Raw genomic sequence first — 22,677 nt, forward strand, 5'->3', positions numbered from 1 at the left:
CTCTCCCGCGGAGCGGAAGGGCACGGTCTTCTTACGGCGGAAACGACTCACTTGTCGAGCTGCGCGGTCACGCGGCCGAGGACCTCGTCGACGGTGCCGACGGCGTCGATGTGCGTGACGAAGTCGCCGTAGTAGGCGAGCAGCGGCGCGGTCTGGTTCTCGTACACGTGCAGGCGATTACGGATGACCTCTTCGGTGTCGTCCGCGCGGCCGCGGGCGAGCATGCGCTCGACGACGGTGTCCTCGGGGACCTCGAAGGAGACCACGGCGTCGAGCTTCTGGCCGCCCTCGGCGAGGATCTCACCCAGCGCGTCCGCCTGGTCGGTGGCGCGCGGGAAGCCGTCGAGGATGAAGCCGTTCTTCGCGTCGGGCTCCGCCAGGCGCGAACGCACCATGTCGACGGTGACCGACGACGGGACGAGCTCGCCGGCGTCCATGTACTTCTTGGCCTCGACGCCCAGCGCGGTGCCCTCGCTGATGTTCGCGCGGAACAGGTCGCCCGTCGAGATGTGCGGAATGCCGTACTTCTCCGACAGCCGCTCCGCCTGCGTGCCCTTGCCGGCGCCGGGAGGGCCCAGAATAACGAGTCTCACTTGAGGAATCCTTCGTAGTTACGTTGCATCAACTGACTCTCGATCTGCTTCGTGGTATCGAGCGCCACGACCACGATGATGAGGACCATCGTGCCGCCGAACGGCAGATTACTCATGTTCGAGCCGCTACCGGTGAGTTCGATGAAGAGGTTCGGGAGGATCGCGATGATGCCGAGGTACAGCGAGCCGGGCAGCGTGATGCGCTGCAGGACGTAGTTCAGGTAGTCGGCCGTCGGCTTGCCGGGACGGATGCCCGGGATGAAGCCGCCGAACTTCTTCATCTCGTCGGCGCGCTCCTCCGGGTTGAAGGTGATCGCGACGTAGAAGTACGTGAAGAAGATGATCAGCGCGAAGTAGATCACGATGTGCCAGGTGCTGCCGGGGTTCACCAGGTTGGTCTGGATCCACTGCACCCAGCCCGCGGTCGAATCACTCGCGACGAGCTGGATGACCAGCTGCGGCAGGTACAGCAGCGACGAGGCGAAGATGACCGGGATGACGCCGGCGGTGTTCACCTTGAGCGGCAGGTAGGTCGACGAGCCGCCGTACATCTTGCGGCCGACCATGCGCTTGGCGTACTGCACCGGGATGCGGCGCTGCCCCTGCTCGACGAAGACGACGGCGACGAGGATCAGGAAGACCGCGAAGCAGACGAGGCCGAAGGCGAGGCCGCCCTGGCTCTGCAGGATCTGCTGGCCGTCGGCGGGCAGGCGCGAGGCGATGCCGGCGAAGATGAGCAGCGACATGCCGTTTCCGATGCCGCGCTCGGTGATCAGCTCACCGAACCACATGACCAGGATCGCGCCGGCGGTCATGGTGGCGACGATGACGGTCAGCGAGAAGATGCCGTTGTCGGCGAGGATGCCGGGGCAGTCGGGCAGCAGATTGCCGCGCGAGGCCATCGCGACGATCGCGGTCGCCTGCAGCAGCGCCAGCGCCACCGTGAGGTAGCGGGTGTACTGCGTGATCTTCGCCTGGCCGGCCTGACCCTCCTTACGGAGCGTCTCGAAGCGCGGGATGACCACCATCAACAGCTGGATGATGATCGACGCGGTGATGTACGGCATGATGCCGATCGCGAACACCGACAGCTGCAGCAGCGCGCCGCCGGAGAACATGTTGATCAGCGAGTAGACCTGACCGCTGTCGCCGCTCGTGGCCTTGTCGACGCACTCGGTGATGGTTCCGAAGTTCACACCGGGCGACGGCAACGTGGCGCCGAGCCGGTAGAGCACGAGGATGCCCAGGACGATCAGGATCTTCCGCCGCAACTCCGGGGTCCGGAAGATCGGGACTAGGGCCGAAAGCACACATCCTCCTGGCAGCCGGGCGGCCCGGACGGGCCGCCCCACGCTCGTGGACATCTGCTCCGCACGCGGCGGAGCAGGACGTCCTCATGGGTAATCCTGCAAACGTATGAACTCTAACAGCCGTACTCATCACGGCTGTTCACGGTGGGTACCGGCCGGCAGGAGACAACCGGCACCGTCGTGCAGTGAAACGAGAGCCGCGGTAGGCACCGGTGACCGGCGCCTACCGCGGCGTCCACGTTTCGAGCGCGAGGACTAGGCCTCGGCCGAGGGCTTGAGCTCGGTGGTCGAACCACCGGCGGCCTCGATCTTCGCCTTGGCGGCGCCGGTGACCTTGGTCGCCGTCACGTCCACCTTGACGCTGATCTCGCCGTCGCCCAGCACCTTGACGACACGGTTCTTGCGAACCGCACCGGCGGCGACGAGCTCGTCGATGCCGATGGTGCCGCCCTGCGGGAACAGGCGAGCGATGTCGCCGACGTTCACCACCTGGTACTCGACACGGTTGCGGTTCTTGAAGCCCTTGAGCTTCGGCAGCCGCATGTGCAGCGGCATCTGGCCGCCCTCGAAGTTCACGGGGACGTTCTTGCGCGCCTTGGTGCCCTTGGTGCCGCGACCGGCGGTCTTACCCTTGGAGCCCTCACCGCGACCCACGCGGGTCTTGGCCGTCTTCGCGCCCTTCGCGGGACGGAGATCGTGCAGCTTGATAGCCATTGCTTACACCTCCTCCACTTCCACGAGATGCGATACGACCTGGATCAGGCCGCGGTTGACGGGGGTGTCCTCACGGACGACCGACTTGCGGATGCCCTTGAGGCCCAGGGTGCGCAGGCTGTCGCGCTGGTTCTGCTTGAGCCCGACGAGGCCTCGCACCTGGGTGATCTTCAGCTCTGCCATGACTTACGCTCCCTGACCTGCACGGGCGCGGAGCATGCCGGCCGGGGCCACGTCCTCGATGGGCAGGCCGCGACGAGCCGCGACCTCCTCGGGACGCTGCAGCTCCTTGAGAGCGGCCACGGTCGCGTGCACCACGTTGATGGCGTTGTCCGAGCCGAGGCTCTTGGCGATGACGTCGTGGACGCCGGCCGCCTCGAGCACGGGACGCACGGCGCCACCGGCGATGACACCGGTACCCGGGCTGGCGGGACGCAGCAGCACGACGCCGGCCGCGGCCTCACCCTGCACCGGGTGCACGATGGTGTTGCCGATCATGGGGACGCGGAAGAAGTTCTTCCGAGCCTCCTCGACGCCCTTCTGGATGGCCGCAGGAACTTCCTTGGCCTTGCCGTAGCCGACACCGACCATGCCCTGGCCGTCACCGACGATCACGAGGGCGGTGAAGCTGAAGCGACGACCACCCTTCACGACCTTCGAGACGCGGTTGATGGTGACGACCTTCTCGATGAACTGGCTCTTCTCGGCCTCGCGGCCACCACGCTGATCGCGGTCGCGGCCACCACGGCCGCCGCGGCGGTCGTTGCTGTTGTTATCGGGACCGTTGTTTCCGGCGGGGCCGTTGCTGCCGCCGTCACGACGCTGACGTCCGGGCATCAGGCTGCCTTTCGTTCGGTGGAAAACATGCTGGTACGAGTCATCAGAACGTCAGCCCGCCTTCGCGAGCGGCGTCCGCGAGCGCGGCGATCCGGCCGTGGTACTTGTTGCCACCACGGTCGAACACGACGGCGTCCACGCCGGCAGCCTTGGCACGGGCCGCGATGAGCTCGCCGACCTTCTTGGCCTGGGCCGACTTGTCGCCGCCCGCAGCCTTGACGTCCGCCTCCAGCGTCGACGCCGCGGCCAGCGTGTGGCCCTTGAGGTCGTCGATCAGCTGGACGTGGATGTGCCGGCTCGAGCGCTTGACCGCGAGCCGCGGACGGACCGCGGTGCCCTCGATCTTCTTGCGCAGGCGGAAGTGACGACGGGCCTTCGACGTACGACGGCGCGTCGAGACGTCCTTGCCCATCGGGATGCGCTTCTTGTTCTCAGTCTGAGTTGCCATGAGTTACTTACCCGTCTTTCCGACCTTGCGACGGATCTGCTCACCCTCGTACCGCACGCCCTTGCCCTTGTAGGGGTCGGGACGACGGAGCTTGCGGATGACCGCCGAGACCTGGCCGACCTGCTGCTTGTCGATGCCGGACACGGAGAACTTGGTCGGGCTCTCCACCACGAAGGTGATGCCCTCGGGCGCCTCGATCGGGACCGGGTGGCTGTAGCCCAGGGAGAACTCGAGGTCCTTGCCCTTGAGCGCCACGCGGTAACCGACGCCGTAGATCTCCATCTTCTTGGTGTAACCCTCAGTCACACCCGTCACCATGTTGGCGACCAGCGTCCGCGACAGACCGTGCAGCGCCTTGTTGCGCCGCTCGTCGTCGGGACGGGCGACCACGATGGCGCCCTCATCGTTCTTCGACACCGAGATCGGCTCGGAGACGGTCAGCGCCAGCTGGCCCTTGGGGCCCTTGACGGTGACGTCCTGGCCGGCGATCTGCACGTCGACGCCCGTGGGAACGACCACGGGGTGCTTACCAATTCGCGACATAAGTTTCTGTCCCCTTACCAGACGTAAGCGAGGACTTCGCCGCCCACGCCCTGCTTGGCTGCCTGGCGGTCCGTGAGGAGGCCCGAGGACGTGGAGATGATCGCCACGCCCAGGCCGCCCAGGACCTTCGGCAGATTGGTGGACTTCGCGTACACGCGCAGACCGGGCTTCGACACGCGGCGCAGGCCGGCGATCGAACGCTCACGGCTGGGGCCGTACTTCAGCGAAACGACGAGGTTCTTGCCGACCTCGGCGTCCTCGGTACGGAAGTCGGTGATGTAGCCCTCACGCTTGAGGATCTCGGCGATGTTCGCCTTGATCTTCGAGTGCGGGAGCGTCACCTCGTCGTGGTACGCCGAGTTGGCGTTGCGCAGACGGGTCAAGAAGTCTGCGATCGGATCAGTCATGGTCATGACAGATTCGTCTACCTTTCTCGCAGCGGTTCCCATACATCGCCGGCGGTCTGGTGCCTGGCTCTCGACAGCGCGAAAGGCGGGCCTGGAACGTCCGACGGTGGGCCTACTACGAAGCAAACCGTCCTGCAATACCGTTGCACTGCAGGGATTCCGGACCGGCGAACCGGTTCGGGGAAGTGCGCCGGCCGTGCTCGAAGCACGACAGGCAACCTCACTAGTGTAGAGAAAGTGCCGGTCAGAGTCGAATCGGAGGCTCTTGTCCCCCGGCGCCGGGCGGCCTAGCGTGAGGATCATGCCCTCGGTGAACGATCTCGTCCGCGATCCCCGGCTCTACCAGGCGGCCGCGGCCGGGCAGGCCACGGACGCCGCCATCTGCATCCAGCCCATCCCGTACGTCGCGCAGTGCCTCGACGACGTCGGCTGGCCCGACGGTGGCCGCTGGTTCTTCCCGCTGGTCAAGGGCGCGTCGGCGCTGGGCCTCGCGGCCGCACCGCGGTGGCCGGGTCTGGCCCGGCTCACCGCGATCATGCTGACGCTGTACTTCTGCACGGCCGTCGGGCTGCACATCCGCGCGCGCGACCTGCGGCTGAACTTCGCGGCGGCCTCGTCGCTGCTGGTCTTCTACGGCGCGCTCGCCGCGACGGGTCCGCGGGTCAGTTCACCCGCAGCGTCGTCGTGACCGGCGTCGGGTTCTGGGTGAGGTCCAGGACCGGGCAGTGCTTGTCGACGGTCTCCGTCAGCTCGCGGTAGCGCTCCTCGGTGTCCGGGCCGGTGATGTCGACCGTGACGCGGACCGCGGTGAAGCCCGGGCGGACCGTCTCGTCGAGGCCGAAGAAGCCGCGCACGTCGAGGTCACCCTCGGCGCTGAGCTTCAGCTCGTCGATGGTGATGCCCAGCTTGTCGGCGTAGAAGCGGTAGGTCACCACCTGGCAGGACAGCAGCGCGCCCAGGTAGGCCTCGACGGGGTTGATCGCGGTGTCGTCGCCGCCGAGCGTCGGCGGCTCGTCGACCACGAGGGTGTGCTGGCGCGCCGTGGTGACGCTGCCGACCGCGCCCTGCGGGACGGCCGTCGCCGCGAAGACGACGTGCGCGTTGGCGGTGTTGCGGGTGACGGCTTGGTCGGTCGCGTCGATGATGGCGGCGAGCGTTCCGGTGGCGGATGCGGTCATGGGGCACTCCTGATTCGGACGGTTGATTCCTTCGCGGAACATATGTCCGTTCCCGCGGCCGCACAGCGGTTGCGGTCAGCGTGATTCGCTGCCGATACGCTGAGCGCGTGTCCACCTTCCTGACGGTCGCCCTGCTCTCCGTGCTCACCACGGTGGGCCTGGTCGGGGCCGTCGCGTCCGACGGTGCCGCCTCCCTGGCCTGGGCGATCGGGACCGTCGTGGTCGCGGGCGTACTCGCGTGGCGGCTGCGGTCCGCGCCGCCGGGAATGGGGCTGGTCGCCGCGTTCGTCACCGGCATCCTCATCGTCTCCGCCGGCCTCCCCGCGGCGATCGTGCTGACGGAGTCGCGGGGGTCGGGCTCGCCGGCATCGAGCAGGGCCGGGGCAGGGGTGGCGCCCGGCTCCGCGAGCCCGGTGGCGGACCCGTCGACCGAGCTCCGGCGCGCCATCGCGAAGGCCGGAGAGATCCAGCCCGGCGGCGCGGACTCCCTCCTCGAGATCGACATCGACGAGAACACCACCCGGGTGACGACGCTGGACCTCACCACCGGCCAACGCGTCTCCGCGTACTTCTCCCGCAGCGGCGACAAGTGGTACGAGCCGACCCGCAACTCCACGAACGACCGTGCCGACTCCGCCTTCCGCGCCTCCGACATCGCGGGGCTCGATCTCACCGCGACGGCGGCGAAGGTGACCGCGGCCGCGGACACGATCGGCATCGACCGGAGCTCTCCCCACGCGTCCGACGGCATCGAGATCGAGCGGCGAAGCGGCGACAAGCGCCTGGTCGCGACCTTCGGCATGTCGGGCGTGGACGTCGAGACCGACGCCGCGGGAAACCTGCCCGACAACCTCGCGCTCGCGAAGGTCGACGGTCTCCTCCCCATCGCCGAGCGACTGCTGCGCACGAACGGCCTCGATCCCGCGCAGCCGGTGATCGACGAGCTGCAGTACCGCGTCTTCGCGCCGAACGTCGGCTCGGTCGGCAGCGGGAAGGGCACCGTCGAGATGCGGATCTCGGGCGGCGGCCGCTCCGGCACCCTCAAGGAGACCGTCGGCAAGTTCCCCGAGGTGAGCCTCAGCCCGTCGCGATCGACGAGCAGCTCGGCGTTCGCGCTGCGCGTCGTGACGGCCGCCGGGATCGAGCGAGCGCGAGCCGACCTCGTGCAACGCTTCTCCGTGCTGCCGATCGACGCGCACGCCCTGGGCATCGAGGTCGACGAGGACAGCCGGGCCCACACCTCCGACCGGACGGCGCCGCCCGTGATGGAGGTCGGCCTCGGGCCGGGCTCGAACGCGAGCGCCTACTACCGGCTGGACGGCGCCTTCGTGCGCACCGACTAGATGCCGGCGTCTACGTGCGGGCGGCGGTGAGGCGGCGGACCGTGGCGACCTCGGCGTCGCGGTAGGCGCGGCCGTCGGGCCAGAGCAGGTCGTGGAACCACTGCTGCGGCTGGCGCGCGCCGACGTAGGGCTGCTTCCACGAGTCCCACGGGTAGTAGGTCTGGCTGCGGCCGGCCACGAAGCCCCACTGGTAGGCGTCGATGCCGAGCTCCTTGCAGATCGGCAGGATCGTCTCGATGGTGCTGCCCTGCGGGCGGGCCATGTACTCGGTGAGGAGCATCGGGCGCCCCTGCTTGGCGAGGTCGGCGGCCATGGCGCGGAACTTCTCCGGCGGGTCGTAGCTGTGGAAGCTGATCACGTCGGACTGCTCCAGCTGGATCGCGCGGATCTCGGGGCGCGTGTCGGCCCAGACACCGGAGGTCAGCGGTTGCGTCGGCCCGCCGGCGCGGGCCCACGCGAAGGCCTGCGGCAACAGCTTCGCGACGCGGGCGACCTTGTCGGGCGGGCTCAGCGGGTACGAGTCGGCGAGGTTCTCCGGCTCGTTCCACACGTCCCACGCGACCACGCGGGGATCGTTCGCGAAGGCCTTGACCACGCCGGTCGCATAGGCCTGCAGGCCCGCGGTGTCGGCGTTCGTCAGGCCCGCGGCGCCGGGGCTCTGCACCCACGTCGAGTTGTGCACGCCGGGCGTCGGCTCGCGCTGCACGCCGGGCTTCGGGTTCGGGTCCCAGCACGAGTCGAACAGCACGAACATGATCTTGATGCCGTTGTTGTTCGCGATCGTGAGGAAGGCGTCGAGGCGCTGCACGAAGCCGGTGGGATCGGCGGTCCACAGCTGGTCCTGCAGGAAGACGCGCATGGTGGTCATCCCCAGGCCGCGGGCCCAGCCGAGCTCGAGGTTCATCCGGTTCGGGTCGAAGGTCTGCGCCTGGAACATCTCGAACTGGTTCCCGGCGTTGGCGTTGATGTAGTTGGCCCCGACCATCCATGGGTTCTGCGTGCGCCACTGCTGCGCCCGCTCGGGCGTCCAGCGCGCTGCCGGCCCGGCGGGCGTCGCGCCCGGGGTGGTGGCCCCCGGGGTCGTCGGCCCGACCGTGCCGCCCGCCCCCGTCCCGGAGCCGGGGTCGGCGGCGGCGCGCGCGGCCACCATCACGGCCGGCAGCGCGGCGGCGGTCCCCAGCAGAACCCGTCGAGTCACAGCAGTCACATCAACACCATACGCAACAACAATCACAGATCGGTGAAGGCCGGGTGCCGTCGCGCGTCGCGAAACCGGCCGTTTCCGGGCTCGCGACGACGTATTCGCATCGTCACGCAGAATTCGGCCGGTTTCGGAACGGGTGTCAGCCCTCGATGGCCTTGCGGGCCTCGGCCTCCAGCTCGGCGCGGAAGCGGGGCGGCGCGGGGAGCACGCCGCGGTCGACGAGCTTGTCGACGGTGCTGACCACCTGGTTCAGGTACGCGGCCCGCTCGGCGGCGACGCTCGACGACGCGTGGCGGTACAGCTTGAGTCCGCGGTCGAGGTCGCGCACGTCCTCGTCGGCCAGGCCGTCGGAGCCGGTGCTGCGGGCGTACCGATCGGCGGCGTACCAGGAGGTGCGCAGGTCGGTGACGGCCTCGGCGTACTCCGCGGCGGACTCGTCGCCGGGGTACTCGTCGGTGCGCAGCGCCCCGGCGTGCTCGAGCGCGTCGTGGAAGGCGATCACCTTCGGCGAGCTGAAGTCCCACATCGCGGGGAAGCGCAGCAGCATCTCGGGGTCGAGCTCGTAGGCCGCGTACTCCCCCAGCACCGTGTCGTGCCGGCCGGTGGCCCGGTCCCACAGCGCCCGGCCCGACGGTGCCGGGGCCGGCTTCGGTTGCGCGCGCTCCGCACGCGGCCGCTCAGGGGCGGGCTTCACGTCGACGAACCGCAGTGGATCGTCCCGACGCACCGCGGCCGGGTCGCCGCCGCCCGCGAGCAGCACGACCATGACGACGATCAGCGCGCCGGCCAGGAACAGCAGCCCGATCGGGCCGACGAACCGGGTACCGATCAGTGCGACCGCCGCGACGCCGAGCGCGCCCGCGATGATCGTGTTACGCATCGGAATCACCCACGATCCACAGCGTAGTCGTCAGGCGGCGAGCGCCTGCTCCCCCACCGGACGGGGCGCGACGGCACCGTCGGGCGACGGGGGCCGGGCGATCCGCGCGTAGGCGACCGCCATCGCGCCGGCGGCGCCGAGGAGGGCGCCGGCGGCGAGGTAGCCGCTCTGCGCCATGGGCACGCTCAGGTAGCGGATGGACAGGAGGATCGCGACGAAGGCGAGCGCCCCGCCCACGACGGTGGCGATCCGGCGCGGGTGCCAGCCGTCCTCGGGGCGGACCATCGCGGCCTCGAGGGTCAGCGCGAAGACGAAGCCGGCGATGAGGTCGACGCCGTAATGCGCGCCGATGCCGAGCGTCGCGGAGATCGTGCAGACCCACCAGACGACGCCGAACACCTTGAGCAGGCGCGGCCCGCGCAGCGAGTGCACGAGGATCGCGGTCGCCCAGGCGGTGTGCAGGCTGGGCATGCAGTTGCGGGGCGCCGCCTGGCTGAAGTACGCGGAGACCGGCTCAAGCGACGTGGGCACGACGTGCGGCCAGACGTTCATCCAGCCGGCGCCGGCCACCTCGTTGCCGAAGGCGTACGCGGGACCCACGACGGGGAACAGGAAGTAGACGATGGGCCCGATCGCGCCGATGAGGACGAAGGACCGCACGATGTGGTGCCGCGGGAAGCCCTCGGTCGAGCTTCGGCGCAGCTGGAAGTACGCCACCACCGCGGCCCCCACCGGCAGGTAGGTGTAGACCTTGGTGATCAGGGCGAGGTACCAGCCGTGCTCGTGCACGAACCGTCCCATCACCCACGACGGGCTGCCGAGCGCGCGGTCGGCGACCTCGACGAAGTGGTCGGCGACGTACGGCAGCGCCTCCATCGTGAGCCCCAGCCACACGGACGAGCAGGCGTTCGCGACGATGAGGATCCCCGCGACGCCGGCGGCCTTGAACGCCGCCACCTGCTCGCGGCCGGTGAGCCGCAGGCCGGCGTAGGCGGCCAGCGCGACCAGGCCCCACATCACGCCGTTGCCGAAGTGCAGGGGTGAACCGGCGGCGAGGCGCTCGGCGTTGAACAGGACCTCCGTGCCGACGACGACGCCGGCGAACGGCAGGCGCAGGCGCGCGGGCATGCACATGAGGGCGAGCGCGAGGGCCGCGATCTTCACCTCGCCGGTGACGGGGCGGCCGACGAAATCCTTGGCCAGGCCCTCGACGGGGCCGGCGAGGCCGTAGACCGTCGCGGCGGCCTGGATCGCGGCGACGAAGACGACGACCGCGAGCACGGCCCACATCCACGGGCTGTTCCGGAACCCGCTGCGGGGACGCTCACCGCGTGGACCCCGCGGGAGCGCGAAGTCTTCACGCACCAACATGAGATGACAGCATAGTTAACAAGCGGGTAACACTGTGAATCCGCTGCGCGTTTCGTGACGCGAATCGCGTGGAACGACCGCCTCCCGCAGACGACGAAGGGCGCGCACCCCGCCGAAGCGGAGTGCGCGCCCTCGCGCGAATCAGTCCCGAGTCAGGCTCGGGTGGGACTCACCAGCTGCTCTTGTGCACACCGGGGAGCTCGCCGGCGTGCGCCATCTCGCGCAGGCAGATACGGCAGAGGCCGAACTTGCGGAACACCGAGTGCGGACGGCCGCACTTGTTGCAACGGGTGTAGCCGCGGACGGCGAACTTCGGCTTCTTGTTGGCCTTGTTGACCAGCGCCTTCTTTGCCATGGCTCAGTTCTCCTTGAAGGGGAAGCCGAGGTGCTTGAGCAGCGCGCGGCCTTCCTCATTGTTGGTGGCAGTGGTGACGACGGTGATGTCCATACCGCGCGGGCGGTCGATGGAGTCCACGTCGATCTCGTGGAACATCGACTGCTCGTTCAGGCCGAACGTGTAGTTGCCGTTGCCATCGAACTGGTTGCCGTTGAGGCCGCGGAAGTCGCGGATACGGGGGAGCGCGATCGAGGTGAGGCGATCGAGGAACTCCCACATGCGGTCGCCACGGAGGGTGACGCGCGCGCCGATCGGCATGCCCTCACGCAGCTTGAACTGCGCGATGGACTTGCGGGCCTTGCGGATCTCCGGCTTCTGGCCGGTGATCAGCTCGAGGTCCTTGACGGCGCCGTTGATGAGCTTGGCGTCACGGGCGGCGTCGCCGACGCCCATGTTCACGACCACCTTGACGACGCCGGGGATCTGCATCACGTTGGCGTAGTCGAACTCGCTGTTCAGCGCGTCCTTGATCTCGGCGCGGTAGCGCGCCTTCAGGCGCGGCTGGGTCTTCTCAGAGGTGGTCATCTCAGATGTCCTTCCCGTTCTTGCGGGAGATCCGCACGCGCTTGCCGGTCTCCTCGTCGGTCCGGTAACCCACGCGGGTGGGGTTGCCGTCCGAGTCGACGACCATCACGTTGGAGACGTGGATCGGAGCCTCGCGGACCTCGATCCCGCCCTGCGCGGTGGCGGACGTGCTGGTGTGCTTCTTGATCCGGTTGACGCCCTCGACGAGGACCTTGTCAGCCTTCGGGAAGGACTCGACGACCTTGCCCTTGGCACCCTTGTCGGGGCCCGAGATCACGATGACGGTGTCGCCCTTGTGCACCTTCATGTCAGAGCACCTCCGGAGCCAGCGAAACGATCTTCATGAACTTCTTGTCGCGCAGCTCGCGGCCGACCGGGCCGAAGATGCGGGTGCCACGAGGGTCGTTGTCGTTCTTGATGATGACAGCGGCGTTCTCGTCGAACTTGATGTACGAACCGTCCGGACGGCGGCGCTCCTTGGCGGTCCGCACGATGACGGCCTTGACGACCTCGCCGCGCTTGACGTTGCCGCCGGGGATGGCGTCCTTGACGGTGGCGACGATGATGTCACCGATGCCGGCATAGCGGCGCGAGCTTCCACCGAGCACGCGGATGCAGAGGATTTCCTTAGCACCCGTGTTGTCGGCGACCCGCACCCGCGATTCCTGCTGAATCACTAGAGAGTCTCCTCGACCTGGATTTTCATGCGCGCCGGATTTCCGACCCGAACACGCGTGGTCAGCCGCCTGGCACCACAGGGCGCCGGGCAACCCGTCCATGATAGGGGAAGTCGCAGGTAGATGTCGAATCGTGCCCGGTTGGGCGCCGGCCGCCGGCCATCATGTCCGACGGTGCCGCCCCGATCTCGCCGATCACGAATCACGTCGCCGGCGCGATGTACTCGTGCGTGAGATCGCTGACGCGGGCGATGTGCTCGAAGTCGTGGTCGGCGGCGAGCACGGTCGCGTCGTTGACGATGGCGTACGCGGCGATGAGGATGTCCACGGGGCCCGCGGCGCGGACGAGCCCGGACGACCACAGGGCGGCCTGCATATCGAGGACGAGATCTTCGTCCGGGGCACGCTCGAGCGGGAAGCCCATCGTGATCCGGTCCCGATAGAGCTCGTGCTCGTCGGGCGTTCGCGCGCTGTGACAGAACTCGAGCACCTGGGGCGGGCACGTCACGAACAGATCCGCAGGTGACCGTTCTATGCGCCGCAGGCGGTTCGCGATCCTCTCGTCTCCGGTCGCGAGCCGCGTCCAGACGGAGTTGTCGACGAGGTAGTCCGTCACGGCGTCGCGGTCGGATCGACGACGGGCGCGCCGAGGCCATCGGGGAGTCCGGCGAGCCCGGCGATGCCGTCGATCATCGCCCCCTTCTGCTTCGACGCGATGAGCCGACGCAGGGCGAGATCGATGACGGAGCGGTTCGAGCGCTCCCCGGTGAGTTCCCGAGCCCGCTCGATCAGTCGGGGGTCGAGGTCGACGCTGGTGACAGCCATGGGAGACCACCTTTCGATCGCTATATATCAGAGTATATAGACGGCGTGATCCGCGCTCGCCGCTCGGAGGATCGGATTCGCCGGGCGACAGGCACCTACGGATGCGATCGCGATGCCGTAACTTCATCTCGTGCAGCTCTCCGATCTGCCCGCGCGCGGGGTGGCGCGACTGCGGGGCACCTCCGCCGCCGCGCTCGCCTCCGCCGCCGAGCGCCGCGGGCCGCAGGACCCGGTCGTGGTCTTCCCGGGCCTCACGCAGCCGCTGCCCTCCTCCCCCGGCGCGATCATCGACGACGTGCTGACCCGGGAGGTCGCCGTGGCCTTCGAGGTCTTTCCCGCCTGGCTGCCGGACCCGTCGCTCGCCCCCGAATCCGGCGGGATCCTCGACCGGTTCGCCGCCCGCGAGCTCGCGCACCGGCACGACGGCGGTGCCGGGATCGGCACGGCGCTCGGCGCGCTCGCCACCGCGGCGCTGCGGCCCGAGTCGGGCCGCAGCTTCGCCGAGCTGCCCGCCGCCGACCGTCGGGACGCCCTCGAGTACGCCCTGACCCGCAGCTACCACGCCCCGTCGGTGGCGCTCGCGATCGACGTCGAACGGCCACTCGCCCCGCACCTCGGCGACGCCCTCTCCAGCGCGTCACAGTGGCTGGCGCGAGGAGACAGCAGCGTCTGGCTGTTCGGGCCGGGCGCGGCGCCGCTGGACCGGTTCCCGGTGGTCGACGGTCCGCCGCTCGCCGCGGAGCCGCGCCGCGGGCCGTCGGAGTTCACCGTCGGGCTCGAGCCGCTGCCCGCGTTCCCGCCCGTCGCGGGCAAGCCGCACCCGGCGAGCGCGGCGGAGCAGTGCCTCGAGCGGGGGCTGGTGGGCCAGGCGTGGGCATCCGCGCGGCACTGGAACTACGCCATCGACCTGGGGCCGCTGGCCCGGCCCGTCCGCGTCGACCTGCTGTTCCCGCAGCCCCGCCTGGTGGTGGAGGTCGACGGGCCGGACCACCGCGGACGCGAGAAGTACGAGGCCGACCGGCGCCGCGACGCCGACCTCATGCTGGCCGGCTTCCGGGTGCTGCGGCTGACCAACGCGCGGATCATGGACGACCTCGCGGAATCCATGTCGATCATCCGTACATTGGTCACTGCAACGGGATCGGGCCACGGGAGGGGTGCGTGATGGGCGAGTCGATCGCGGGGCTCACGGGCACGGAATCCGCGGTGCTGCTCGTGCTCGCGTCGGCCGTCGAGCCGGTGCGCAACCCCGACCTCAAGCTGCTCGGCCCCGCGCTGGAGGCCCCGTCGCGGCGCAAGCTGGTCGAGCGCGGCCTGCTGGACGTCGAGGTCGGCGAGCGCCGCGCGCTGCTGCTCTCCCTCACCGACCGCGGCTGGGCCGCGGCCTCGGAACTGCTCGAGTCCACTCCCCCGCCGCGCGCGACGCCGCAGCTGCGCGCGCTGTTCACCTTCGCCGCCGGCATCGGCCGGTACCTGCGCCGCGAGTCGCTCGCGCTGGGCGAGGTGGTCACGCCCGCCGATCCGCCCCCGCCCGCTCCGGCCCCGACGGTGCCGCCGGCCCCCGCCCGGCACGAATCCGTCCCCGACGGCCCGCCCGCGGACCGGGTGCGGGCCGCCTACCGCGCGGTCGCGGCGCTGGGCGCCTGGGTGGCCCTGCGCGACCTGCGGGCGGCGCTGCCCGGCGTGCCGCGCACCGTCGTCGACGAGGGCCTGCGCGCCCTGTACCCCGAGCCCGGCGTGCACATCGTCGCCGAGGACAACCTCAAGGCCCTCACCCCGGACGATCACGCCGCCGCGCTGCAGCTGGGCGGCCGTCCCCTGCACGCGATACGGATCACCCGATGACGCTTTCCGACACCCAGCGCGCGGCGCTGCGTTCCGTCCGCCTGAGCTGGGCGCCCACGTACGAGGAGGTGTGGGACGCCGCAGCGGAGGACACGCACGTCGACGGCCTGCACACCGACGTCTGGGAGGACCTCGAGGACGCCCTCGGCGACGCCGTCGCGTCGACCGGCGCCTCCCCGACGGGCCTGGTGATCACCGGCAACGCGGGCACCGGGAAGACCCACCTGCTCACCCGGTTCCGGTCCGAGGTGCAGGCGGCCGGCCATTACTTCGTGCTGCTGGAGCTGCTCGACGCCTCCGACTTCTGGCGCGCCGCGCTGACCTCGCTGCGCAGCTCGCTGCTGCGCCCCGCCCGCGACCACGAGACCCAGCTCGCGCAGCTGCTGTGGCTGCTCTCCGACGAGGCCGGGCTCTCGCGCGCGCACCGCCGCGAGTTCTCGGGCGACGCGGTGCCCACGCCGGAGGGCCTGGACGCGCTCGTCGCCGCGATGAGCAAGCGCCGCCCGCAGGTGCGGCAGTACCACGGCGTGCTGCGCGCGCTGGTGCTGCTGGCCTCCCCGGACACCCGTCTCGCCGACCTCGGCTCCGCCTTCCTCGACGACATCGAGGTCGAGGAGACCGCCGCCGAGCGCCTGCACTGGGGGCTGCCCGCGCACGGCTTCCCCGCCGTGGAGACGGTCCGCGCGGTCTCGGCGTTCATGGCGGAGACCGCGGCGACCGTCTTCGCCGTCGACCAGATCGACACCCTGCTCGCGCAGTCCGCGGCCACCCTCACCGCGCCGGACGCCGCGGAGAGCGAGGTCATCGAGCAGGTGGGCCACGGCCTGATGTCGCTGCGCCAGGGCCTCTATCGCACGGTGACCGTCGCCTGCATGCTGCCGACGGCGTGGGAGACGCTCTCCAGCCGGGCCACCGCATCCGTCGCCGCCCGGTTCCGAGTGGTCGGCCCGCTCAAGTCGCTGCCCGACGGTGCCATCGCCCGCGCCATCGTCGAGCGGAGGCTCACGGCCGCGTACCGCGCGAAGGAGTTCGTCCCGCCGCACCCCACCTGGCCGATCGCGCCGGAGGCCTTCGCCTCCGCGGTGCACCACACCCCGCGCGACCTGCTCACCAAGGTCGATGCGCACATCCGGGCGTGCGTCACCACCCGCACGGACTTCGAGCTCGCCTCCTTCGACGACGGGCCGGCGCGCGTGGCGCCGTCGGTCCCGGAGCCGACGCCGATGGAGCCCGCCGAGCCCCCCGCGGACCCGCCCGTCGACGTGCTGGCCCGCATCGACGAACAGTTCGAGGCGCTGCGGATCCGGGCCCGCGTCGGCGACGTGGCGACCGACCAGGCCGTCGCCGACAAGCGGATGGGCGGCCTCATCGAGGCCGGCCTGCGGGCGTGGACCCGCGAGGACGGCGGCGACGGCTTCCAGATCGAGCGCGGCAACAAGCAGCTCGACGGCCGGCTGCGGCGCCGCCTACCCGGCCGCGTCGAGGACGAGCAGCACTGGGCCTTCCGCGCGATCCCCGCTTCCAACGCCGTCGCCACCACCAACCGCGTCCAGAGCGCCGCGACGGCGGCCGGCGTCGCCGCCGGGATGGACCGGCGCAAGCTCTTCCTGCTGCGCTCCACGCCCTGGCCGACCAGCCCGAAGGCGTCGTCGGTGATCGCCGACGCCGTGGAGCGCGGCGCGGAGCTGCTCCCCCTCGACGAGGCCGATCTCGCCACCCTCGACGCGCTGGGCCGGATCATCGCGAACGGGCCCGACGGCCTCGACGACTGGCTCACGGCGCGGCGGCCCGCGCACGGGCTGCGGATGTTCGCGGGGCTCGACGGCGCCCCGAAGCCCGCGGCCGAGCGCCCCGCCTCGCGCCGCGCCCGCGGCATGATCCCCGGCGACGCGGTGGGCCGCGTGGGCGGGCTGTCGAGCTCCGTCGCCGACGTCATGTTCGGCGGGCCGCCGACCCCGCGCCCGGAGCCCGCGGCACCGAAGGCCGAGGTCCCGGCCGCGCCGGCGGCACCGTCGGGCCCGGCGGGCATCGCCGTCGGCCTAGGCCCGGACCACGCGCCCGTCACCGTCGACCTCGCCGAGCTGCGCAAGCACACCGCGATCTTCGCCGGCTCCGGCTCGGGGAAGACGGTGCTGATCCGCCGGCTCATCGAGGAGTGCGCGCTGCGCGGGGTGTCGGCGATCGTGCTGGACCCGAACAACGACCTGTCCCGGCTCGGCGAGGCGTGGCCGCAGGAGCCGTCGGGCTGGTGGGAGGGCGACGCCGAGCGGGCGCGCACCTACCTCGCCGACACGGACGTGGTGGTGTGGACGCCGAACCGGGCGTCCGCGCGACCGCTGGTGCTGCAGCCGATCCCGGACTTCGCGGCGCTGCGCGCGGGCATGGACGGCGACGATCTCGACGCGCAGGAGGCGCGGGAAGGCTTCGCGATGGCCGTGGAGGCGTGCGCGAGCGCGCTGGAACAGCACGTCGGCGTGGGCGGATCGCGCCGCGAGCAGCAGCGCGCGATCCTGCGCGAGGCGCTCGACGCCTACGGCCGGGAGATCGGCCGCGCCGACATCCGGGCGTTCGCCGAGTTCCTCGGCGCGTGGGATTCGACGCGCAGCAGCCTCGGCAGCGCCGACAAGCTGGCGCCCGAGCTCGCCGCGAACCTGCAGGCGGCGCTCATCAACAACCCGCTGCTCGGCGGCCGCGGCGAGGCGGTCGACCCGGCGACACTGCTGACCCCCGCGGACGGCAAGCGCGCGCGGATCTCGGTGATCAGCCTCATCGGCCTGCCCGACGAGACGCAGCGGCAGACCTTCGTCGCGCAGCTGCAACTGGCGCTGTTCTCCTGGATCAAGCGCCATCCCGCGGGCGATCGTCCGCTGGGTTCGCTACTGGTGATGGACGAGGCGCAACAGATCGCGCCGTCGGGGTCGGTGAAGCCGTCCACGGAGTCGACGCTGCTGCTCGCCTCGCAGGCCCGCAAGTACGGGCTGGGGCTGGTGTTCGCGACGCAGGCCCCGAAGGGCCTGCACGACAAGATCGTCGGCAACAGCGCGACGCACTTCTACGGCAAGCTCAACGCGCCGGTGCAGATCCAGGCCGCGAAGGACCTGGCCGCCGCCCGCGGCGGGCGGCTCGACGGCATCGGCGGGCTGGGCGCGGGCGACTTCTATCTCGGGGCCGGCGCGGCGACGGTGCGCCTGCACTCACCGATGTGCCTGAGCCATCACGCCGCCAGTCCGCCCACCGAGGACGAGGTGCTGGCGATCGCCCGCGGCTGACGACCGGGCGGCACGCGCGTGGGTCCACGCGGGCAGCCCGACCATCGTCCAGAGGTCCGGCGCCGGCTCGGCGCCGAGCTCGCGCCGCGTCAGCTGCGCGTAGCGCTGCACCGCGGCGCGGGCCCCGCAGAGGTCGCCGGCGTCGAGGTGGGCCCGGGCGAGGGCGCGGTGCGCGTCCGCGCGGAGCGGGTCGCGGCGCACCGCCGCGGTCGCCGCCTCGACGGCGTCACGGCCGCCGTTCGATCCGTCCATCGCGCACCTCCGATTCCCTGGGTCCATTGGACCCCGGCGAGGCGCGCTGCGAACGAGTAGCCGACTACCCGATTGTGCGGGCGGGCGTCAGCCCGCGGGGCGGGTGGCGCGACGGCGGGGCTGCTGGGCGCTGCCCTGGCCCTGCGGGCGGCCCTGGCCGGACGGTGCCTGCCGGGCGCCGGAGCGCTGCTGGCCGCCCTGGCCCTGACGACGCTGCTGGCCGCCCTGACCGGCGGAACCGCCCTGGCCGCGACCGGCACCGTCGGACCGCTGCCCGGTGCCCTTGCCGCGCCCGGCGCGGCCCCGGCCCGGGGCGTGACCGCCGCCGGACCTGCGCTGCTGCTGCGGCTGCGGCGCGACGGGCTCGGGGGTGACGTACGGCGCGACCTCGCCGACGAGGTCGACGACGACCGGCGACGCGGCGGTCACGGCGACGGGCCGGGCGCTGATCGCGGCCTTCTTGAGCAGCGCTTGGGTGTCCTTGCGCTGATCGGAGGTCATCACGGTGACGACGGTGCCCTCGTTGCCGGCGCGGGCCGTGCGGCCGCTGCGGTGCAGGTAGGCCTTGTGCTCGGCCGGCGGGTCGACGTGGACGACGAGCTCGATGTCGTCGACGTGGACGCCGCGGGCCGCGATGTCGGTGGCGACGAGCACGCGGGCGGTGCCGGTGCTGAAGGCCTCGAGGTTGCGGTCGCGCTGCGGCTGGCTGAGGTTGCCGTGCAGGTCGCGCGCGGGGATGCCGTCGGCGGTGAGCTGCTTCGCCAGCTTCTTGGCCTGGTGCTTGGTGCGGGTGAACAGGATGCGGCGGCCCGTGCCCGAGGCGAGGGCGCGCACCAGCTCGTTCTTGTCGTCCTTGCCGCCCACCTCGAAGACGTGGTGCGTCATGGCGACGACCGGCGAGTTCTCGGGGTCGACGGAGTGCGAGACCGGGTCGGTGAGGAACTTGCGGACCAGCTTGTCGACGCCGTTGTCCAGCGTGGCGGAGAACAGCATCCGCTGGCCGCCGGCCGGGGTCGCGGCCAGGATCCGGGTGACGACGGGCAGGAAGCCGAGGTCGGCCATGTGGTCGGCCTCGTCGAGCACGGTGACCTCGACCCGCGACAGGTCGACGATGCGCTGCCGCATCAGGTCCTCGAGGCGGCCGGGGCACGCGACGACGATGTCGACGCCGTTGCTCAGCGCCTGCTCCTGGCGGGTCTGCTTCACCCCGCCGAAGATCGTGGTGACGCGCAGGCCGGCGGCGCGGGCCAGCGGCTCGACGGTGGCGGTGATCTGGGTGGCCAGCTCACGCGTGGGGGCGAGGACGAGGCCCGACGGCTTGCCCGCGGGGGCGCGATGCCCGGCGATGCGCGCGACCAGCGGGATCGCGAAGGCCAGGGTCTTGCCCGAGCCCGTCTTCCCGCGGCCGAGCACGTCGCGGCCGGCGAGGGTGTCGGGGAGGGTGTCGGCCTGAATGGGGAACGGCGTGCTGCGGTCCATGTCGTTCAGGGCGGCGATGAGGTTCGAGGGGACGCCGAGGTCGGCGAAGGAACGGGTGGACACAGGGGTGCTCACGGTAAGGGGGTACCTAACGGTGGTGGTGGCGAAGGCGGCGGTGGCCGCATCCGTTCGCCGCAAGAAAAGAACCGGGAAATGGTCTCGAGCCGAGATCGGCGAGTCAGGGGCCCGGGTGCCCTACGACGGCGCGGGACGTCACCGTCCCGCATGTTCCACAGCATAGCAAACCTGTTCGCATCGTCCCGCATAATCGATGGTGGAGTGCCGATGCTCACACACTGTGCGTTCGCACCCTCATGAAACGCGGAGGCGATTCATGAGCGACAATGCAGTCATAAGGCGCGCACGTCGACGCGCACCAGGGGAGGCATGATCATGACCGCACGTACGAGGATCCATCCGCTCCGCGGCCGCGGGGGCGCGGCACTGGTCGTCGGGGCTTCACTGTTCGCACTGGCCGGTTGCGGCTCGGTGGCGGGGACCGGCTCGGCGGACCCGCAGGACGTCGCCGCCTATCAGAGCACCATCGCGTCGTCGCGGGCCGCCGCCGCGGCGGCCGCGGGCAAGTCCGCGTGCTCCTCGTGGCAGTCCGGGTACGACACCCGCATCGTCGCGAGCCGCGCCACCGTCGCCTTCACCAAGGACCCGAAGTGGACCTGGGACGGCATCACCGGCCTGATCAACGCGGAGTTCGCCGCCATCGCCACGGAGACCGGCCGGTTGCCGGGCATCATCGCGACGGAGAACCTCGCGCCCACGATCAAGACCGCGATCACGGACTACAAGGCCAAGCTCGACGCCTACAACGACGGCCTGCGGGCCGATCAGGCCGCGCGCGGCTCGGGCGAGAACACCTGGGTCAAGAGCAACCCGGCGTTCTCGGCGCTGGGCGATGCGGCCAGCGCCGTGCGTCGCGTTTGCGCCTGATCGACAACTACGTGTTCGAGATCACGAAGATTTCCGTACACTGACGTCGTTCGCCGGGCTATCTTCTTGATGTTCATCATTTGACATCGAGAGGTAATCATCGTGACCATTCGTATCTGGGGCGCCCGCACCGTCTCCGCCGGCCTGCTGGCCGCCGCCCTCGCCACTCCCCTCGCCGGTGTCGCCGCCGCCGCGCCGACGCCGGTTCCCGGCGCGCCGGCGGCGCCCGGCGCGCCGGCGGCCTCGCCCGCCCGCGCCGCGTACGACCTGTGGAACACCAACCGCGCGCCGCGGCAGGCCGCGAGCCGCGCCGCCGTCCAGGCCACCAAGAACAAGGACTGGACCTGGGAGGGCATCGCCCCGACGCTCGACGCCGAGCAGAACGCGCTGCGCGTCGAGCTGGGCACGCTGCCGGGCACCATCGGCCGCGCCGCGTCGAACCCGCAGTTGGTCGCGGCGCTGCGGACCTACCAGACCCGCCTGACCGAGTACTCGCGCGCCCTCGCCGCCGACCGCACGGCCCGCGGCAGCGAAGGCGCCACGTGGAAGCTGTCCAACCCGGCCCTCCAGCGCGTGTACGACGCCTGCAACGCGGTCGTCGCCGTCGGAAAGAAGCTCTGACCCCACCCCGGAACGACGCGAAGGCCCCCGTCCTCTCCTCGCGGAGTGGACGGGGGCCTTCGTCGTCTGTGCGGTGCGGGTGGGCCTACTTGGCCTTCTCCAGCACCTCCACCAGGCGCCAGTGCTTGCTGGCGCTCAGCGGACGGGTCTCCATGATCCGGACGCGGTCGCCGACACCGGCGACGCCCTCTTCGTCATGCGCCTTCACCTTGGAGGTGGTGCGGATGATCTTGCCGTACAGGGAGTGCTTCACGCGGTCCTCGAGCTCGACGACGATGGTCTTCTCCATCTTGTCGGACACGACGTACCCGATGCGGACCTTGCGGCTGTTCCGCTCCTCGGTGGTCACATTGCTTCCGTTCTCACTCATGCGGCGTCACCCTCCGGGCCCGAGGCCAGGCCGAGCTCCCGCTCGCGCAGGATCGTGTAGATCCGGGCGATGTCGGTACGCACGGTGCGCAGGCGACGGTTGTTGCTCATCTGCCCGGTGGCCATCTGGAACCGCAGGTTGAACAGCTCCTCCTTGGCCTCGCGCAGCTTCTCCACCAGCTCGTCCGCGGTGAGACCGCGAAGATCAGCGGCGACGGTGTTCGACATCAGAACTGCTCCTCTCGGGTCACGATGCGGGTCTTGCAGGGGAGCTTGTGCTGGGCGCGACGCAGGGCCTCGCGAGCGGTCTCCTCATTGGGGTAGGTCATCTCGAACAGCACGCGACCGGGCTTGACGTTCGCGACCCACCACTCGACCGAACCCTTACCGGAACCCATGCGGGTCTCGGCGGGCTTCTTCGTGAGGGGGCGGTCCGGGAAGATGTTGATCCAGACCTTGCCGCCACGCTTGATGTGCCGGTTGATGGCGATACGAGCGGACTCGATCTGACGGTTGGTGATGTAGGCGGGCTCGAGAGCCTGGATGCCGTAGTCACCGAACGTCACATGGTTGCCGCCCTTGGACTGGCCGGAACGGCCGGGGTGGTGCTGCTTGCGGTGCTTCACCCGACGGGGGATCAACATG

General features: G+C 70.6%; 30 protein-coding genes. 7 read left to right on the forward strand and 23 right to left on the reverse strand.

Annotation, left to right across the window (positions count from 1 at the left end; all coding sequences use genetic code 11):
* Positions 1 to 47: 47 nt before the first annotated feature.
* The 8 genes from WFK95_RS16345 to rpsH all read right to left on the reverse strand — a co-directional run bounded on the left by WFK95_RS16345 (position 48) and on the right by rpsH (position 4,858).
* Positions 48 to 593 carry an adenylate kinase gene (locus WFK95_RS16345; protein ID WP_224650115.1) on the reverse strand — a complete coding sequence of 182 codons (546 nt, stop codon included), beginning with the start codon at positions 591 to 593 and terminating at the stop codon, positions 48 to 50.
* On the reverse strand, positions 590 to 1,903 hold the full coding sequence (secY, locus tag WFK95_RS16350; RefSeq protein ID WP_224650113.1) for a preprotein translocase subunit SecY: 1,314 nt from the start codon (positions 1,901 to 1,903) through the stop codon (positions 590 to 592). Before secY ends, WFK95_RS16345 begins: the two co-directional genes overlap by 4 nt.
* A 255-nt stretch (positions 1,904 to 2,158) precedes the next feature.
* Positions 2,159 to 2,617 (reverse strand): 50S ribosomal protein L15, encoded by a 459-nt coding sequence (rplO, locus tag WFK95_RS16355; RefSeq protein WP_068573249.1) that lies wholly within the window; start codon positions 2,615 to 2,617, stop codon positions 2,159 to 2,161.
* Positions 2,618 to 2,620: 3 nt separating this feature from the next.
* Positions 2,621 to 2,800, reverse strand: a complete 180-nt coding sequence (gene rpmD / locus WFK95_RS16360) for a 50S ribosomal protein L30 (protein ID WP_068522648.1) — start codon at positions 2,798 to 2,800, stop codon at positions 2,621 to 2,623.
* A 3-nt stretch (positions 2,801 to 2,803) separates the two neighbouring features.
* Positions 2,804 to 3,454: a 30S ribosomal protein S5 gene (rpsE, locus tag WFK95_RS16365; protein ID WP_224650111.1), complete on the reverse strand. Its 651-nt coding sequence runs from the start codon at positions 3,452 to 3,454 to the stop codon at positions 2,804 to 2,806.
* A 43-nt stretch (positions 3,455 to 3,497) separates the two neighbouring features.
* Positions 3,498 to 3,902, reverse strand: coding sequence for a 50S ribosomal protein L18 (gene rplR / locus WFK95_RS16370; protein ID WP_304941292.1), 405 nt, complete (start codon positions 3,900 to 3,902; stop codon positions 3,498 to 3,500).
* A gap of 3 nt (positions 3,903 to 3,905) precedes the next feature.
* Positions 3,906 to 4,445, reverse strand: a complete 540-nt coding sequence (gene rplF, locus WFK95_RS16375; protein WP_224650109.1) for a 50S ribosomal protein L6 — start codon at positions 4,443 to 4,445, stop codon at positions 3,906 to 3,908.
* 14 nt (positions 4,446 to 4,459) lie between these two features.
* Positions 4,460 to 4,858 carry a 30S ribosomal protein S8 gene (gene rpsH / locus WFK95_RS16380; protein ID WP_068533016.1) on the reverse strand — a complete coding sequence of 133 codons (399 nt, stop codon included), beginning with the start codon at positions 4,856 to 4,858 and terminating at the stop codon, positions 4,460 to 4,462.
* Positions 4,859 to 5,153: 295 nt separating this feature from the next.
* On the opposite strand from rpsH, the gene WFK95_RS16385 reads away from it, so the two are divergent.
* Positions 5,154 to 5,540, forward strand: a complete 387-nt coding sequence (locus WFK95_RS16385; protein ID WP_336671267.1) for a hypothetical protein — start codon at positions 5,154 to 5,156, stop codon at positions 5,538 to 5,540.
* Here the strand turns inward: WFK95_RS16385 and WFK95_RS16390 are convergent.
* Positions 5,515 to 6,030 carry an OsmC family protein gene (locus WFK95_RS16390; RefSeq protein WP_336671268.1) on the reverse strand — a complete coding sequence of 172 codons (516 nt, stop codon included), beginning with the start codon at positions 6,028 to 6,030 and terminating at the stop codon, positions 5,515 to 5,517. The two genes, WFK95_RS16385 and WFK95_RS16390, sit on opposite strands and share 26 nt — an antisense overlap.
* 107 nt (positions 6,031 to 6,137) lie before the next feature.
* Between WFK95_RS16390 and WFK95_RS16395 the strand changes: the two genes are divergently transcribed.
* Positions 6,138 to 7,373, forward strand: a complete 1,236-nt coding sequence (locus WFK95_RS16395; RefSeq protein WP_336671269.1) for a hypothetical protein — start codon at positions 6,138 to 6,140, stop codon at positions 7,371 to 7,373.
* A gap of 10 nt (positions 7,374 to 7,383) precedes the next feature.
* Here WFK95_RS16395 and WFK95_RS16400 read toward each other — a convergent pair whose 3' ends face one another.
* The 9 genes from WFK95_RS16400 to WFK95_RS16440 form a co-directional block, all read right to left on the reverse strand.
* Entirely contained in the window at positions 7,384 to 8,523 is a 1,140-nt protein-coding gene (locus WFK95_RS16400) for a cellulase family glycosylhydrolase (RefSeq protein WP_255604042.1), read from the reverse strand.
* A gap of 193 nt (positions 8,524 to 8,716) precedes the next feature.
* Positions 8,717 to 9,457, reverse strand: coding sequence for a hypothetical protein (locus tag WFK95_RS16405; protein ID WP_224650099.1), 741 nt, complete (start codon positions 9,455 to 9,457; stop codon positions 8,717 to 8,719).
* Between the two features lie 30 nt (positions 9,458 to 9,487).
* A complete protein-coding gene (locus WFK95_RS16410; RefSeq protein WP_336671270.1) occupies positions 9,488 to 10,828 on the reverse strand; it encodes a phosphatase PAP2 family protein in 1,341 nt (446 codons plus the stop codon).
* A 169-nt stretch (positions 10,829 to 10,997) separates the two neighbouring features.
* Positions 10,998 to 11,183, reverse strand: coding sequence for a type Z 30S ribosomal protein S14 (locus WFK95_RS16415; RefSeq protein WP_224650095.1), 186 nt, complete (start codon positions 11,181 to 11,183; stop codon positions 10,998 to 11,000).
* A 3-nt stretch (positions 11,184 to 11,186) separates the two neighbouring features.
* Positions 11,187 to 11,750, reverse strand: coding sequence for a 50S ribosomal protein L5 (gene rplE / locus WFK95_RS16420; protein ID WP_013128002.1), 564 nt, complete (start codon positions 11,748 to 11,750; stop codon positions 11,187 to 11,189).
* 1 nt (position 11,751) lies between these two features.
* Positions 11,752 to 12,057, reverse strand: coding sequence for a 50S ribosomal protein L24 (gene rplX, locus WFK95_RS16425; RefSeq protein WP_068522658.1), 306 nt, complete (start codon positions 12,055 to 12,057; stop codon positions 11,752 to 11,754).
* Position 12,058: 1 nt separating this feature from the next.
* Positions 12,059 to 12,427, reverse strand: a complete 369-nt coding sequence (rplN, locus tag WFK95_RS16430) for a 50S ribosomal protein L14 (protein WP_013128004.1) — start codon at positions 12,425 to 12,427, stop codon at positions 12,059 to 12,061.
* A gap of 202 nt (positions 12,428 to 12,629) precedes the next feature.
* Entirely contained in the window at positions 12,630 to 13,043 is a 414-nt protein-coding gene (locus tag WFK95_RS16435) for a PIN domain-containing protein (protein WP_224650092.1), read from the reverse strand.
* Entirely contained in the window at positions 13,040 to 13,252 is a 213-nt protein-coding gene (locus tag WFK95_RS16440; protein ID WP_224650090.1) for a type II toxin-antitoxin system VapB family antitoxin, read from the reverse strand. Before WFK95_RS16440 ends, WFK95_RS16435 begins: the two co-directional genes overlap by 4 nt.
* Before the next feature lie 130 nt (positions 13,253 to 13,382).
* On the opposite strand from WFK95_RS16440, the gene WFK95_RS16445 reads away from it, so the two are divergent.
* From WFK95_RS16445 to WFK95_RS16455, 3 genes are read left to right on the forward strand one after another with little or no spacing between them, the layout of a single operon-like run.
* Entirely contained in the window at positions 13,383 to 14,417 is a 1,035-nt protein-coding gene (locus tag WFK95_RS16445) for an endonuclease domain-containing protein (protein ID WP_224650088.1), read from the forward strand.
* Positions 14,417 to 15,097 (forward strand): hypothetical protein, encoded by a 681-nt coding sequence (locus WFK95_RS16450; RefSeq protein WP_336671271.1) that lies wholly within the window; start codon positions 14,417 to 14,419, stop codon positions 15,095 to 15,097. Before WFK95_RS16445 ends, WFK95_RS16450 begins: the two co-directional genes overlap by 1 nt.
* A complete protein-coding gene (locus tag WFK95_RS16455) occupies positions 15,094 to 18,366 on the forward strand; it encodes a helicase HerA domain-containing protein (RefSeq protein WP_224647299.1) in 3,273 nt (1,090 codons plus the stop codon). The genes WFK95_RS16450 and WFK95_RS16455 overlap by 4 nt, the downstream gene beginning before the upstream one ends.
* Here the strand turns inward: WFK95_RS16455 and WFK95_RS16460 are convergent.
* Both WFK95_RS16460 and WFK95_RS16465 read right to left on the reverse strand, forming a co-directional pair.
* Positions 18,292 to 18,618 (reverse strand): bacterial transcriptional activator domain-containing protein, encoded by a 327-nt coding sequence (locus tag WFK95_RS16460; RefSeq protein ID WP_224647300.1) that lies wholly within the window; start codon positions 18,616 to 18,618, stop codon positions 18,292 to 18,294. The genes WFK95_RS16455 and WFK95_RS16460 overlap by 75 nt on opposite strands.
* An 87-nt stretch (positions 18,619 to 18,705) precedes the next feature.
* Entirely contained in the window at positions 18,706 to 20,097 is a 1,392-nt protein-coding gene (locus tag WFK95_RS16465) for a DEAD/DEAH box helicase (protein WP_224647396.1), read from the reverse strand.
* Positions 20,098 to 20,490: 393 nt separating this feature from the next.
* On the opposite strand from WFK95_RS16465, the gene WFK95_RS16470 reads away from it, so the two are divergent.
* Positions 20,491 to 21,042 carry a hypothetical protein gene (locus WFK95_RS16470; protein WP_224647301.1) on the forward strand — a complete coding sequence of 184 codons (552 nt, stop codon included), beginning with the start codon at positions 20,491 to 20,493 and terminating at the stop codon, positions 21,040 to 21,042.
* Between the two features lie 102 nt (positions 21,043 to 21,144).
* Entirely contained in the window at positions 21,145 to 21,663 is a 519-nt protein-coding gene (locus WFK95_RS16475; protein ID WP_336671272.1) for a hypothetical protein, read from the forward strand.
* An 85-nt stretch (positions 21,664 to 21,748) separates the two neighbouring features.
* Here WFK95_RS16475 and rpsQ read toward each other — a convergent pair whose 3' ends face one another.
* From rpsQ to rplP, 3 genes are read right to left on the reverse strand one after another with little or no spacing between them, the layout of a single operon-like run.
* Positions 21,749 to 22,033, reverse strand: a complete 285-nt coding sequence (gene rpsQ / locus WFK95_RS16480; protein WP_068573211.1) for a 30S ribosomal protein S17 — start codon at positions 22,031 to 22,033, stop codon at positions 21,749 to 21,751.
* Complete coding sequence (gene rpmC, locus WFK95_RS16485; protein ID WP_013128010.1) at positions 22,030 to 22,260, reverse strand: 50S ribosomal protein L29; 231 nt, start codon at positions 22,258 to 22,260, stop codon at positions 22,030 to 22,032. Before rpmC ends, rpsQ begins: the two co-directional genes overlap by 4 nt.
* Positions 22,260 to 22,676 carry a 50S ribosomal protein L16 gene (rplP, locus tag WFK95_RS16490; protein ID WP_224647303.1) on the reverse strand — a complete coding sequence of 139 codons (417 nt, stop codon included), beginning with the start codon at positions 22,674 to 22,676 and terminating at the stop codon, positions 22,260 to 22,262. The genes rpmC and rplP overlap by 1 nt, the downstream gene beginning before the upstream one ends.
* Between the last annotated feature and the right edge of the window lies 1 nt (position 22,677).

Origin of the sequence: Tsukamurella sp. USMM236 (assembly GCF_037148755.1) — a bacterium.
GTDB lineage: Bacteria > Actinomycetota > Actinomycetes > Mycobacteriales > Mycobacteriaceae > Tsukamurella.